This window comes from Sinomicrobium pectinilyticum (assembly GCF_003725735.1).
GTDB classification, from domain to species: Bacteria; Bacteroidota; Bacteroidia; order Flavobacteriales; family Flavobacteriaceae; genus Sinomicrobium; species Sinomicrobium pectinilyticum.
Genome location: NZ_RJTM01000107.1, coordinates 94,181 through 108,372, shown reverse-complemented (window position 1 = coordinate 108,372; position 14,192 = coordinate 94,181). Strand labels below are relative to the sequence as shown.

Here is a 14,192-nt window from a genome sequence, read left to right as displayed (position 1 = left end):
GTTTGGTCCAAAATAATCATTCCCCTGTGTGTTTAAAATTTAATCATGGATGTTTCATTATCTTTATTTTCATTCTCAGAACCTCATTTTCATAACATACCACACATGAAAAACCATATTACAAAGCTTTTGTCTTTCATATGTATTTGCATTCTCCCCGTTTCCTGTATTCCGGGTGCAAAAGAAACCGAGGATGTGAAGAGGCAGGACTATTTTATAAAAGGAGAGGATAATATAGTATTGCATCTCCGGAAAGTATCGGCAACGAACTCTAATTCTACCGACAGCTATCCTTTACTTATGGTACACGGGGGAGGCCCGGGGGTCATAGCTTCGTTTGATCTCGATGTGCCCGGCGGATCACTGGCTGCGGATATTGCCCGCAAAGATATCAAGGTGTACCTGCTGAATATACGAGGATGGGAGAAATCTACACTTCCGGATTATGATTTTTCCGATTCCACGCTTGTAACCGGCAGCTATAAAGAAGCCGCAAAAGACATCAACACGGCCATTGATTTTATCCGAACACAGGAAAATACCGAAAAGGTTTCATATTTCGGATGGGCAACCGGGGGACACTGGGGTGGTTATTACGCTACCAAGTATCCCGAAAAACTAGCCCACTTCATTTCCCTGAATTCCTTATATGGCGTAGATGCACCTTGGGAATTAAAGAAGTATTTCCAATCGGAGGAAGACTCTTTAAGGTACAACAAACAGGGGTTTTTCCGGAAATCGACAAAAGACGCGTTGACCAGGAAATGGACCGCCACCATCCCGCTTACCGATAAAGAAAAATGGCGGGACCCTCGTATAGCAGATGCATACGCCCAAACAGCCATTAAGCTTTCGGCCTTACAAGATACTATGATCGTACCCGGAGGATACAGGGAGGAAAGTTTTTATATGTCTGAAGGCAAAAAATACTGGAACGCCCGGGATATTGCCACACCTTCCCTCATTATACGCAGCGAGCTGGATTTCTGGTCACGGCCAGAAGATATCGCAGCTATAGACAAGGACCTGGACATTGCAGAAAAACGCATCGTAACTATTCCCGGGACCCATTATCTCTTTCTTGACCGAGCCGGAAACGGCAGAGACAGGTTAATTAAAGAAATTGTGGAGTTTGTAAATAATTATTGAAAAGATCAAAATCATTATTATTATTCCCGACCGCAGTACATGACAAAATCCTGAAGTATATTTTGTCATGTACTAACTGCCGCCGCCAACAGGACTTACATTTTTTCGTACATCTCCCTTAATTTCTTCGGGGTAATAACCTGTTTCCAGTTTTTACCTATGGCATTTTCCCATAGCGGGGCCATTCCCAGGGAAACCCTGATCATGGTATCGAATTCGGTGTCCGTAAGATCGGCACATAAACCTTGGGGAATCTCTACGCCGTGCCTGTCCACCATTTTCTTGAATTGTTTTACACCTTCCGGGTAAAATTCTTCCAGATGATTAAAAACAATACAATTCCCCACACCATGCCGGGTGCCGAGCAGGTAAGACAGACCATAACTCATGGCATGTGCCACACCTACCTGCGAATAGGCAATGCTCATACCACCATGCCAGGAAGCCATCATCAGTTTATCACGCGATGTTTCTTCGGGCAACACACCATTGAGGAAAACCTCATTACACAGCTCCAGGGATTTTTCACCGTAACTCTGACTGAAAGCATTCAGATAGGTTCCGGTTAACGATTCTATACAGTGAATGTAACAGTCCATCCCGGTATAAAACCACTGATTTAAAGGTACGCCCGCACACAGGTCCGGGTCCAGCACAACCTGGTCAAAAGGCGTATAGTCCGAATTAATACCTAATTTTTTCTCCGGGCCTGTCAGCACGGTAGTTCTGGAAACTTCCGCCCCCGTACCACTAATGGTAGGAACTCCCACATGGTATAATGCCGGTACTTTTACTAAGTCCCATCCCTGATAATCCACAGCAGAACCGGGATTGGTCAACATAATGGCAACCGCTTTGGCAAGATCCATCAAAGTCCCTCCACCGATGCCTATCACGCCCGAGGGTAACCGGTCAAATTCGTTTGTTATCTGATCTCTTAAGGTATCTACCTGAGAGGTCTTGGGCTCTGTTCCGGCACTGACAAAAATAATTTTGTCATTATAATTTAGCGGAATTCTTTTTTCCAGGTCGGTATTTTCAAATATATCATCTACTAAAAAGATAAACGGGGCACTGGTATCCACTCGTTTCGAAGTTATTATTTCTTCCAGCTGGTCAAAGCTGCCGCGGCCAAAGATAACCCGGGGCACCATCGGAAAATTTCTAAAATTCATAACTTTGCTTTTTGCGTTCTGTTTATTTAATTTCTTCCTATTCCCCTTATTCGAATATCTTTTTCCACACGATATTCCGGGGACGGAACCCTAAACCTAAAATTTCCTGTATGGAATGAAGAAGTTGGCTATCGCCAAAGCTCTGTAGAACATTATTATTCCCACAGACACTAGCAGCACCATTTACCTTATCGAAAACAGGCATTTCTTCATTCTTTATCTTATAACCGGACCCGGCAGTATGGTCAACAATTTTCGGGGAAGCACACAGATAAGAAGTGAAAAGTGCAACTCCTTTATCCTTACAACAGGTAAGTTCACCATTGATATCCGTGTTAGGGGTGATACCGAAAAAAAGTTCCTTAAAGCCTTTAAAGAACCGGAAGTATTCTTCCCGGTCCTTGTTATCCATGCCCGGTTTTCTGACCACTACAAAAAATTTAGTATTTCCCTGATGTTGTTAATAGTCCTGTACCCGCCATTGTTTTCATCTTCCTTTACCATTTCATGTATCCATGTAGTGTGAAAAGGTACATGAACCGCATGTGCCCCTATATTCACTATGGGCAACACATCGGATTTCAGAGAATTTCCGACCATGAGGAATTCTTCGGGTTTTATTTCCAGGTGCTCCAGCAAATTCCGGTAGTTATCTTCCTTTTTATCACTGAGTACTTCTATGTGATGGAAATATTCCGTAAGTCCGGACCGTTCCATTTTTCGCTCCTGATCCAGAAGATCACCTTTTGTAAGCACTATAAGCCGGTATTTGTCGCTGAGCGTATGAAGTACTTCTTCCACACCATCGAGTAATTCCACGGGTTTTGAGATCATCTCTTTACCAAGATGCAGAATTTCCGATATGGTTGCGGTGGTTATTTTTCCGTTGGAAAGATCTATGGCACTCTCTATCATAGACAGCACGAATCCTTTAATACCATAACCGTACAGATCGAGATTTTTTATCTCCATTTTAAACAGTTCCTGGTCTATTTTATTCTCCGTTTCGTAATGCGACAACAGCCGGGCAAACTTCTGCTCGGCTTCCCGGAAATAGGTTTCGTTTACCCAAAGGGTATCATCCGCATCAAATCCTATTACTTTAATCTCCCCGTATTTTACTTCCATACTTTTTTTGCTCGCTCCAGGTCTTCAGGAGTATCTATTTCTATTCCCTCCATCCCGGTTTCTACCATTTTTATCTTTTTTCCGTATTCCAGGTAACGTATTGCTTCTATCTTTTCAGAAGCTTCGAGTGGCAGCATGGGCAGGTGATAAAAGTCCATTATAGCGCTTTTCCTGAAAGCATATACCCCTTTATGCTTAAAATACCTGGCGCCTACTTCTTTTGCCCGGGGATAAGGTATCGGGGAACGTGAGAAGTAGAGTGCAAAGTTGCGGTTATCTACTATAACCTTTACGATATTGGGATTGTTTATCTCATCCCAGTCTTTAATCTCCGTCATAAGAGAGGCCAGGTCTATTTCTTTCTCCGGATCTTCCCGGAAGACTTCCACTACCTTACTAAGGCTCTCCCTCTCGGTAAAGGGTTCATCTCCCTGTACATTGACCACAATATCCACATTGAGGTTTTCGACCGCTTCCGCTATCCTGTCACTTCCGCATTCGTGCTCCCGCACACTCATTATAGCCTTGCCTCCGTTGCCGGTAATTTCCCTGTAAATAATATCACTGTCCGTAACTACAAAAACATCATCAAAAAGCGCGGTTTTCACCGTTGCCTCATAAGTTCGCAGAATCACGGGTTTGCCTTTGAGATCCTGCATCAGCTTTCCCGGAAAACGGGTAGCAGCATAACGGGCCGGTATCATTGCTATGATCTTCATACACTATTTGTCGAATAACACGGAGTTCTATGCCTTTGGCGGGGAAATCCGGGGTTTTTATACCCTATTAATTATCTGCTCGTTTTGCCCTGTTTTTTCTTTTCATGAAGAAGGAATAAAACCTCTATCCCGGGCTTTTAAATCAAAAGATCAAAAATAATTATTTCCGGTCAGCCGGGAAAATTATACTGTGCGTTTTTCGAAACAAGAAATTTCCGGGGATTTAAAAACAGGAGTTCACATAATACAAATTACTACTTTGGGCGTATTCTCCGGTAAAAACGAAATACTACAAGCAGAATAACGATAACCAGAACAATACCCAGTACGGGAAGAAATATGGATATGGCGGACATAATCAAGGAAATAACCGTTTCTATGGTAGAAATAATGGGATTACCCAATCCGGCGGTAGTGACGGAGGATGTAAGGCGGGTAGCCGAGGACGCTCCTTTAATCGCTGTGGCCGTCCCTCCCCCGGCAATCAGCGCTATGGTCCAGGTCATAGCCGGGTCCAGACCGGCCATGGTGGACACTACCGCCAAAGTACCGGCAATCCCGGCCAAAGGGAGTGCTATGCTGTCCAGCAAATTATCCACCCAGGGAATATAGTATGCAAAAATTTCGGCAATAACGGCTACAGCCAGAATAATAAGAGCGGGAAGCCCCCCAAGCCAATGCCAGCTTTCATTGAGTTCCCACATACCGAAATAGGAGGCCAGGCTCAATACCAGCAAAGGCAAAAAAACACGGAACCCGACACTAGCCGCAAGCCCTATGCCCAGGAATATACTAATAATCGTTTCGGTTGTAAACATATTGTATCTGCCTTTAGCTTCTTCCAAAAATAAGAAATCATCCTTCTACAAAAAAATCGTCCTTAAAACCTATGAGGTACAGTTTGTTCTTTGCACGGGTCACGGCCGTATACAGCCATCGAAGGTAATCGCGATTAATACCATCGGGGAGATACGGCTGTTCTATAAAGACAGTATCCCATTGTCCTCCCTGGCTTTTGTGACATGTAATGGCATAGGAAAACTTAACCTGAAGGGCATTGAAATATTTATTGTTCTTTACTTTAAGGAATTTCTTGTATTTGGATGTTTCCTCTTCATAATCGCGCATAACTTCCTGGTATAGCCTGTTGGCATCTTCATAAGATAATGACGGGGTTTCCGCGTGAATGGTGTCGAGCAGTAATACGGTTTCCAGTGGGGGCATGTCCGGATAATCGACCATACGGACCTTTACTTCGGCAAATTTAAACCCGTAAAGTTCTTTAATACCGAAAATTTCCAGTATTTCTATGATATCCCCGTTGGCAATAAACCCGGCTTCACTTGTCGCTTTTACCCAGAAATAGTTGTTTTTGACCACCATGAGATAATCTCCCGTGGCAAGTTCGTTATCAAGAAAAAGTATTCTGTTCCTGATTTGCTGGTTATACAGGTTAGCCCTTTTATTGGACCGTACGATGATGGCCATTTCTTCCTTACCGTTATTACCGTATGCTTCATCTATAGCATTCTGTATCTCATAACCGTCGGTTAGCCTCACGATATCCTTAAAACCCTCCAGTTCAAACCTGAAATCAAAAACACTGTCTCCGTCAAGACATTCCCGTATGTTGGTGGCATTGTACAATATTCCGGAATGCAGTTGTTGCCGGACCACTTCGTCCAGTTCCACTTTGTTCACTTCTTTATTATAATGCAAGGAAAGGGTATTTTCGTCAAGAGCAGGACTTATGTCGAGATTAACGGGAGGCAGCTGTGCCGTATCTCCTATAAGCATCAGTTTACAGTTATGTCCCGAATATACATAATACACAAGGTCGTCCAGAAGAGAACCATTTTCGAACAACTTGGAATCTCCCGGCAAATCAGGTATCATGGAGGCTTCGTCTACAATAAATAAGGTATCCCGGTGCTTATTGGGCTGCAGGACAAATTTGACGCCGCCCCCCTTTTCCTTTTTGGGGAAATATATTTTTTTATGGATAGTAAAAGCACTGGCACCGGCATAAGAAGTGATTACCTTCGCGGCACGACCGGTAGGTGCCAGGAGAACGGTTTTTTTAAAATTACCCCGCATGTTTTCCACCAGTGTTCCTATAATGGTTGTCTTACCCGTTCCGGCATACCCTTTCAACAGAAAGATTTTATCGTCCGAAACAGAAAAAATATACTCCGATAACTCCTGGAGTACCTTTTCCTGCTTCAGGGTAGGCGTATGAGGAAACGTCTTTATTAAAGTTCTGTAAAACAATGGTGCATTCATACAAAATCACTTCTTTCGCCAAAAGTACAAATTGATTTGCGATTAACCAGACCACTGTACAAACAGGTTATCCTTATCTGTTTTCAATCCTCTCCCCCATGTTGTGCAAACCAAGAACAGGATGCCCGGTTTTCTTCCCGGCACCTTTAAAAAGAAATGAGAGGGTAATCATCTCCCCGAAAAAGGTATAAAAGCCGGAATGTTTTACCGCATATTGACCTCTTTTTAAGAAAACCTGAAAAAAGGGAATAATTTTTGCAGGTTCTCTAATAATATCGGAGTTTGGGAAGTCAAACTCATTTTTAATGGGAAAAACTTTTCTGAATAAAAAAAAATTGTAGTTTTGCGTAAAACCTCTTTAAACTAAAATCAAAAAGATTAAAATGAAAACAGCGATACAAATTGCTTTATGGCTCCTGAGTATTTTCTTCGCCTACAAAATTTACAGGTCCGTTAACGACCCTATTGAATTTGACAAAGTGAAAAAAGAACGTTATGCCAAGGTTATTGATAAACTGAAAGATATCAGGGATGCCCAGGAAGCATACAGGACCGTTACAGGTAAATTCGCCAAAGATTTTAACAGCCTGATTAAATTTGTAGACACTGCTGAGTTCGCCATTACACAGCAAAGGGATACCAGCTGGGTAGAGTACGATCCCGTATACAGGATCGATATGCCAAAAGAGGGAAAAATCATCGATACCTTAGGTTTTGTATCAATAAAAGATTCGCTGTTCAAGGGTTCCGACAATTACAAGAACCTGATGAAAGTTCCTTATGCTCCCAACAACGAGCAGTTTACCATGAAAGCAGGGACTATCAGCAGAAGTGGATTCCAGGCTTCGGTTTTCGAAGCAAAAGTAGATAAAAGTGTTATACTCCACGACCAGCCTAAAGACCTCGTAGCCAAAGAAAAGCAAATTATTTCCGTAGATGATGTAAACGGACCGGAAATAATTGTTGGTTCTATGAACGAAGTGAAAACAACAGGTAACTGGCCAATGATATATGACTCAAAAAAGAGAAACTAGTACATATACTACAACTAATTATAACGAATTGTCCATTCAGGTAAGCTTGAGTGGACTTTCTTTTTGTATACTGGACGGTCTCAGCAAAACCATCTTTTCACTGGAACATCATTATTTTCCGGAAGCAGTAACTCCACAGACAATGCTTCAGGAAACCGAAAAGTTATTCGAAACACTGGAGATACTGGACCAACCTTTTAAAAAAGTGCATGTAACGCATAATAACAACCTGTCGGCATTTGTCCCGAAACCGCTTTTCAGTGATAAAGATCTCTCCGAATACCTGAAATTCAATGTAAAGATATTCGAAACGGATTTTATCACCTATGATGACATCGGTTCCCTGGGACTTATCAATGTTTACATTCCGTTTGTCAACATAAACAATTATATTTTTGACCGCTTCGGAGAATTCGAGTACAGGCATTTTTCCAGCATCCTTGCAGAAACCCTGTTACAGCACAATTCCGGGGAAGAGGGCACAAAGATGTTCGTTCATGTGGAAAAAGAGCATTTTGAAATTGTGGTGCTTCAGAACGGAAAATTGCTGTTATACAATACATTTACATACGGCAACAAGGAAGATTTTATTTATTACATTCTGTTTACTGCCGAACAACTGGAGCTTGATCCGAATGAATTCCCGCTCTATTTTCTCGGCGAAATCCATGAAGGCGATGCTTTATACACTATGGCATATACCTATATCAGAAATATCCATTTCGGGGAAAACCACTGTCGTTATCAACTGGCGGGGGGAATAGAACTATTGGAACCGCACAAGGAGTTCATCTCCGTAAATTCTTTTTAAACAATGCGCATTATTTCAGGAAAATACAGGGGTAAGAGATTAATGGCCCCAAAAAAACTGCCTGTACGCCCAACAACCGATTTTGCAAAAGAAGCACTTTTCAACATCCTTGAAAACCATTTTTACCTGCAGGAAATCACTGTTCTTGATCTTTTTGCAGGAACGGGCAATATCAGTTACGAATTTGCCAGCCGCGGATGCCAGGCCGTAACTTCCGTAGATGCACACCCCGCTTGCGTACAATTTATCCAGAAAACAGCCGGGGAACTTGATTTTCCCATCCGGGCCATTAGAAGTGATGTGTTCCGTTTCCTGGACAAGGCCCGTACCAGAACAGATGTTGTTTTTGCCGACCCTCCTTATGAAATGGCCCCGGAAGAATTCGCCCGGATACCGGAACTTGTATTTACCAACGATCTGCTCGAAAAAGATGGTCTCCTCATAGTAGAACATTCCAAATTCACCAATATGGAGCACCTGCCCTATTTCAGCTTTGAAAAAAAATACGGGAATTGTGTATTCAGCTTTTTCGAATGGCCGGATGGGAAGGAAGAGGAAGACCGGGATACAAAAAAATAGTATAAAAAAACGCGGGACATGTAAAATCCCGCGTTTTTTATATACCGGTCAGCCGTTGTTTTAAAATTCGGATGGCCAGTTATTATTGGAGATATTTACATCCGGAAGCTCTTTATCCGGGTCTATCTCTATTTTCTTGATTTCCTTATCTGCATTCAGCAGGTGTGTCCATGCTGCTCCACGCTGCCATACTTCTACGGGAAGCGTCTTCTTTTCTTTGCTTCCGTCCGCATAAGTAACTTCAAAAACTACCGGCATGGGGAGCCCTCCCCTGTTACCAAAACTAATGAGATATCCTCCGTCTACAGGACGAACCCCGTCTAGCGACAAGTCTATGTTCTCATTGCCGTAGAACCAGCCCTTCCAGAACCAGTTCAGGTTCTCTCCGGCAACATTCTCCATAATATTAAAAAAGTCTGACGGTTGTGGGTGTTTATAAGCCCAGGCTTTGATATAAGCCCGGAAAGCATTGTCAAAACGCTCATGTCCCAGGATATATTCCCTGAGCATCTTTAACCCTATGGCAGGCTTATAATAAGCAACCATACCGAGATTGTGGCTCTGTACAACATCCGGATAGGTAGAAATGCTCTCACGACCTTTGTCGGTAAGCCAGCCAACCAGTCTTCGGGCTTCTAATCTGGAGGGATATTCGCCGTTGTTAAAAGCTTCCGTACTGTAGTGGTTGATGAAGGTATTGAACCCTTCATCCATCCAGGCATAGCGTCTTTCATTACTACCGACGATCATAGGGAACCAGATATGACCGAATTCATGATCGGTAACACCCCATAACCCGGCGGTCTTTGCCTTATAGCCACAGAAAACAATTCCGGGATATTCCATACCACCGACATTTGAAGCGACGTTTACAGCTACCGGATAAGGGTATTCATGCCACATTCTGGAATAGTGTTCAATGGAAGCTTTAGTGTATTCCGTAGAACGTGACCAGGCCATTTCGCCATCACTTTCTTCAGTATACACGGATTGTGCCATAGCTTTCTTTCCGCTCGGTAAATTAATACGGGCTGCATCCCATATAAATGCCTTCGAACTGGCAAAAGCGATATCTCTCGCATTTTTCATTTTAAAATGCCAGGTGATTTTTCCTTCCTGTTTAGGCCGGGTAACCGAAGTATTTCCTACTTCATCCGGGGTAATGATATAAACGGTCTCATCGCTTTCGGAAGCTTTTTTCATCCGGTTCTGCTGTTCTTTGGTCAGCACATCTCCGGCGTTTACCAATGCTCCCGATCCTACTACAATATGATCGTAAGGCACAGTGATCGCGTAATCGAAATCGCCGTATTCCAGGTAAAATTCCCCGGCACCGAGATAAGGTTCTACATTCCACCCCTTGATATCGTCAAATACAGCTACTCTGGGGTACCATTGTGCCATAGAATATACAACACCATTCTTCATATTAAGACGCCCCATTCTGTCCATACCTTTTTCCGGTATCTTGAACTCAAAATTCATAGATACGGTAGCTTCCCCCCCTTTTGCAGGAACCGGTTCGTTAAAGAATACCTGCATACGGGTATCCGTAATAATGTATTCGGAAGATGCTTTCCCCCTTCTTCCTGCTTTGGCAGTTACATCAGATACTTTATATCCGCCATCCACATCGCCGGAATACCTGTTCCCTTCGATAGGAGTGGTTAAAGTTCCCCTGGAATCCTCCGTAAAACGGTTCTGGTCCATCTGAAGCCAGATGAAGTCCAAAGGTTGAGGACTGTTATTGTGATAGGTGATGGTGATCTTTCCTTTCAGGTAATTGGTCTCATCATCGAGTTCCGCCTCAATTTTATAATCGGCACCATTTTGCCAATATTCCGGCCCGGGGACACCAGAAGCGGAGCGGTAAGCATTCCCCCGGTTATACATAAATTCGTCAAACAGCCCCTGGTTATTGTCATCAGCTTCCTGTGCATATGCACTGATAGAGAAGAAAGCAATAACCACCAGGACTTTTTCCATTAAATGTTTCATCATTTCGTTTGTGGTTTAAGTGATTATTTTAGTCAATTAGAAACTTTCGTGCTAAAATACACAAACATTCGGAGTGTCCATAAAAGATTTAACAAAGGGTTAACTTAGCCGTGATAATTTTCCGAAAGCCTTTTTCCGCCCCCTATTCTTATCATAAAACCGATGTGTTAATTCCTGCTGTTGTTAGTTACAGACACACAACTCTTTATTCCCGTTTTTGTCTTTCCGGATCTCCCGCTTCCTGATTATTTCCTCTTCCTGTCCTAATTGCACGCATTACATAATTTATCTTACTTTTGAAGTATGATTCGAACCTTTACCATTACTGTGCTGTTATCCCTGTGCCTGTTTTCCTGCAAAAGGGAAAAACGGCAGGTTTCCGACAAAGAGGGTACGGAGATCCGGATAACTTATGCCATAGGGTTTAAGATTACCCGTTTTGATACTTATACCCGGATAAAGGTAACCGCTCCCTGGCCGGATTCAGACGAAAGTTTCACCTATATCCTTACGGAGAAAGGCAACCCTGTTCCCGATGGGGTAAATTATGATGTGCAGGTGGAAGTACCCGTGCAACGTATCGTCGTAACTTCCACGACGCATATTCCTGCCCTGGAAGCACTTGGAACAGAAGACCTGCTTAGGGGATTTCCCGCTACCCGGTACATATCTTCAAAAAAGACCAGGAACAACGTGGATAAAGGCCGTATAAAAGAGTTAGGGAATAACGAAAGTATCAATACGGAAGTGCTCATAGACCTGCAACCCGATGTGGTTGTGGGATTTGCCCTCAACGGCAGTAATAAGGCTTACGAAACTATAAAAAAATCGGGCATCCCGGTAGTTTTTAACGGTGATTGGGTGGAAGAATCCCCACTGGGGAAAGCCGAATGGATCAAATTCTTCGCTCCTTTCTTCGGTAAAGAATCCCGCGCAGACAGTATTTTCACCCATATTGAAAACGAATATCTCCAGGCCAAAAAACTGGTCGGAAACGTTGAGGAAAAACCCACCGTACTAAGCGGTGCCATGCATAAGGACGTGTGGATACTTCCCGGGGGAAAAAGCTGGGCCGCACAATTCATAAAGGATGCCGGAGGAGATTATCTCTGGGAAGACACCGAAGATACGGGAAGCCTGTTCCTGAATTTTGAAAGTGTACTGGACCAAGCTGCCGAAGCCGATTTCTGGATATCCCCTACCATGTTCAGAGGATATGAAGAACTCAGGGCAGCCAATCCGCATTACCAGGAATTCAGGCCTTTCCGGGAAAAAACAATATACACCTACAGCAAGACCACAGGGGCCGGAGGGGGTATGCTGTACTTTGAGTTGGGCCCTAACCGTCCGGATATTGTCCTGAAAGACCTCATTCACATCTTTCACCCGGAAAAGCTTCCGGAATACGAACCTTTCTTTTTTAAACCTCTGGACGAATAAAACAGCTAGACATTTTGACCCCGGTAAAATCATATAAAATCCCATTTATACTGTTCAGTTTTCTCCTTATCCTGTGCTTCCTTGTAAATATCAGCCTGGGATCGGTACGTATTCCTTTCGGACAGATCGTGTCTGTACTTTTTAACGGAGAAACAGATAAACAGGCATGGGATTATATTATTCTGAATTACAGGGTACCAAAAGCCATCATGGCCGTCCTTACAGGATCGGGCCTTGCGGTAAGCGGGCTTCTTATGCAAACGCTGTTCCGCAATCCCCTTGCAGGCCCCTTTGTGCTGGGTATCAGTTCCGGTGCCAGCCTGGGCGTGGCACTTCTTATCATGGGTGCTTCTACCTTGGGGATCTCCTTTTTTCTGAGCAGCGTATCTTTTGCCATAGCTGCTACCGCAGGAAGTTTTCTCGTCCTTCTTGCCGTAATCTCTGTATCTTTAAAAGTAAGGGACACTATGGCCATACTCATTATAGGCCTTATGTTTGGCAGCATAACCTCTGCAGTGGTAAGCGTACTGTCTTATTTCAGCAGTGCGGAAAAACTGCAGCAATACATATTCTGGTCTTTCGGGAGCCTCGGAAATACCGGGTGGACCGAGCTTTTATTACTGTCCGTCCTGGTATTATGCGGCATTGTGATGAGCATCCTGTCCCTTAAAAGCCTGAATTCTCTTTTACTCGGGGAGAATTATGCCAGAAGTATGGGGACCGACATCCGGCAAAGCAGGCTCCTGATTATAGCGGCTACCAGTATACTCGCCGGAGGTATTACCGCCTTTGCGGGGCCCATAGCATTTATAGGCCTTGCCGTACCACACCTTACGCGGCAGGTTTTCAATACCACCAATCACCGTATACTTTTGCCGGCCGTTATTCTTTACGGGGCGGTTTTAATGCTGGTTTGTGATGCCATAGCACAATGGCCCGCCAACGAACATACCCTACCGATCAACGCGATCACCTCTATAGTAGGGGCACCGGTAGTTGTATGGCTCCTGGTACGCAAAAGAAAAATGATCTTTTAACGGAAGAAACAAGGAAGGTTATTATGACAAAAAGCGCTACATCCGAAACAAAAAGTGTGGTTCTCCGGGCAGAAGAACTGTCCATCGGTTATAAATCGGGAAAACAGGTTTCCGAAATAGCGCGGAATATTTCCTTTAACCTTAACCGGGGAGAACTTACGGGGATTATAGGCGCTAACGGTATAGGAAAATCCACCCTGCTGCGGACACTCTCCGGTATACAGCCGGTCCTTTCCGGAACAGTAACCCTGGAACAAAAATCCCTGAACAAATATACCCATACGGAACTCGCAAGGGAAATAAGCCTGGTGCTTACAGAACAACCGCCTTCCAAAAACCTTACGGTTGCGGAAACCATTGCTCTCGGACGACAGCCATATACCAACTGGATAGGGAATCTTACCGAAAATGATATGCTTAAAATACAGGAAGCCATAACCCTTCTCGACCTGGAGAACATCCGGCACCGGAAATGTTACACCCTGAGTGACGGACAACTGCAAAAAGTCATGATCGCCAGGGCCATAGCACAGGACACCGCGGTAATTATTCTGGATGAACCCACCACCCATCTCGATGTCTATCATAAAACCTATATCCTCAAACTTCTTAAAGACCTGGCACACCGGACCCGGAAGAGCATCCTCTATTCTTCACATGAAATAGATCTTTCCATACAGTTATGTGATAAGATGCTGGTGATGACAGAAAAACGGGCCGATTTCGGTACTCCGTTCCACCTCATAGAGAAAGGTAGTTTTCAACACCTCTTCCCTCCCGGCCTCATAGAATTCGACTGCAATACCGGGACCTTCCGTATAAAATAACGGGCATATTGT

Annotated in this window: 14 protein-coding genes; 7 read left to right on the top strand and 7 right to left on the bottom strand. The window is 43.7% G+C overall.

Annotated features, from left to right (window positions below; genetic code table 11):
• The first annotated feature begins 105 nt into the window (after positions 1-105).
• Entirely contained in the window at positions 106-1,149 is a 1,044-nt protein-coding gene (locus ED312_RS15870) for an alpha/beta fold hydrolase (RefSeq protein WP_170164538.1), read from the top strand.
• Positions 1,150-1,244: 95 nt separating this feature from the next.
• On the opposite strand, the gene ED312_RS15865 is transcribed toward ED312_RS15870, so the two are convergent.
• From ED312_RS15865 to ED312_RS15840, 6 genes are all read right to left on the bottom strand, one after another.
• Entirely contained in the window at positions 1,245-2,324 is a 1,080-nt protein-coding gene (locus ED312_RS15865; RefSeq protein ID WP_123216999.1) for an iron-containing alcohol dehydrogenase family protein, read from the bottom strand.
• Positions 2,325-2,370: 46 nt separating this feature from the next.
• On the bottom strand, positions 2,371-2,736 hold the full coding sequence (locus ED312_RS15860; protein ID WP_123216998.1) for a hypothetical protein: 366 nt from the start codon (positions 2,734-2,736) through the stop codon (positions 2,371-2,373).
• Between the two features lie 17 nt (positions 2,737-2,753).
• A complete protein-coding gene (locus ED312_RS15855) occupies positions 2,754-3,452 on the bottom strand; it encodes an HAD family hydrolase (protein WP_123216997.1) in 699 nt (232 codons plus the stop codon).
• On the bottom strand, positions 3,443-4,171 hold the full coding sequence (kdsB, locus tag ED312_RS15850) for a 3-deoxy-manno-octulosonate cytidylyltransferase (protein WP_123216996.1): 729 nt from the start codon (positions 4,169-4,171) through the stop codon (positions 3,443-3,445). Before kdsB ends, ED312_RS15855 begins: the two co-directional genes overlap by 10 nt.
• Before the next feature lie 254 nt (positions 4,172-4,425).
• The gene (locus ED312_RS15845) at positions 4,426-4,989 is read right to left on the bottom strand and encodes a DUF4126 domain-containing protein (protein ID WP_123216995.1); all 564 of its coding nucleotides are present in this window, start codon (positions 4,987-4,989) and stop codon (positions 4,426-4,428) included.
• Positions 4,990-5,026: 37 nt separating this feature from the next.
• Positions 5,027-6,454, bottom strand: coding sequence for an ATP-dependent DNA helicase (locus tag ED312_RS15840; RefSeq protein ID WP_123216994.1), 1,428 nt, complete (start codon positions 6,452-6,454; stop codon positions 5,027-5,029).
• Positions 6,455-6,837: 383 nt separating this feature from the next.
• Between ED312_RS15840 and ED312_RS15835 the strand changes: the two genes are divergently transcribed.
• From ED312_RS15835 to ED312_RS15825, 3 genes are read left to right on the top strand one after another with little or no spacing between them, the layout of a single operon-like run.
• On the top strand, positions 6,838-7,488 hold the full coding sequence (locus tag ED312_RS15835; RefSeq protein ID WP_123216993.1) for a hypothetical protein: 651 nt from the start codon (positions 6,838-6,840) through the stop codon (positions 7,486-7,488).
• A complete protein-coding gene (locus ED312_RS15830) occupies positions 7,466-8,299 on the top strand; it encodes a DUF3822 family protein (RefSeq protein WP_123216992.1) in 834 nt (277 codons plus the stop codon). Before ED312_RS15835 ends, ED312_RS15830 begins: the two co-directional genes overlap by 23 nt.
• A gap of 3 nt (positions 8,300-8,302) precedes the next feature.
• A complete protein-coding gene (locus ED312_RS15825; protein ID WP_123216991.1) occupies positions 8,303-8,878 on the top strand; it encodes an RsmD family RNA methyltransferase in 576 nt (191 codons plus the stop codon).
• Between the two features lie 60 nt (positions 8,879-8,938).
• Here the strand turns inward: ED312_RS15825 and ED312_RS15820 are convergent, their stop codons facing one another.
• On the bottom strand, positions 8,939-10,876 hold the full coding sequence (locus ED312_RS15820) for a M1 family metallopeptidase (protein WP_123217008.1): 1,938 nt from the start codon (positions 10,874-10,876) through the stop codon (positions 8,939-8,941).
• Between the two features lie 303 nt (positions 10,877-11,179).
• Here ED312_RS15820 and ED312_RS15815 point away from each other — a divergent pair, with 303 nt between their 5' ends.
• From ED312_RS15815 to ED312_RS15805, 3 genes are read left to right on the top strand one after another with little or no spacing between them, the layout of a single operon-like run.
• Positions 11,180-12,316, top strand: a complete 1,137-nt coding sequence (locus tag ED312_RS15815) for an ABC transporter substrate-binding protein (RefSeq protein WP_123216990.1) — start codon at positions 11,180-11,182, stop codon at positions 12,314-12,316.
• Between the two features lie 14 nt (positions 12,317-12,330).
• Complete coding sequence (locus ED312_RS15810; protein ID WP_123216989.1) at positions 12,331-13,353, top strand: FecCD family ABC transporter permease; 1,023 nt, start codon at positions 12,331-12,333, stop codon at positions 13,351-13,353.
• 23 nt (positions 13,354-13,376) lie between these two features.
• Positions 13,377-14,180, top strand: coding sequence for an ABC transporter ATP-binding protein (locus tag ED312_RS15805; RefSeq protein ID WP_123216988.1), 804 nt, complete (start codon positions 13,377-13,379; stop codon positions 14,178-14,180).
• The last annotated feature ends 12 nt before the right edge of the window (positions 14,181-14,192 follow it).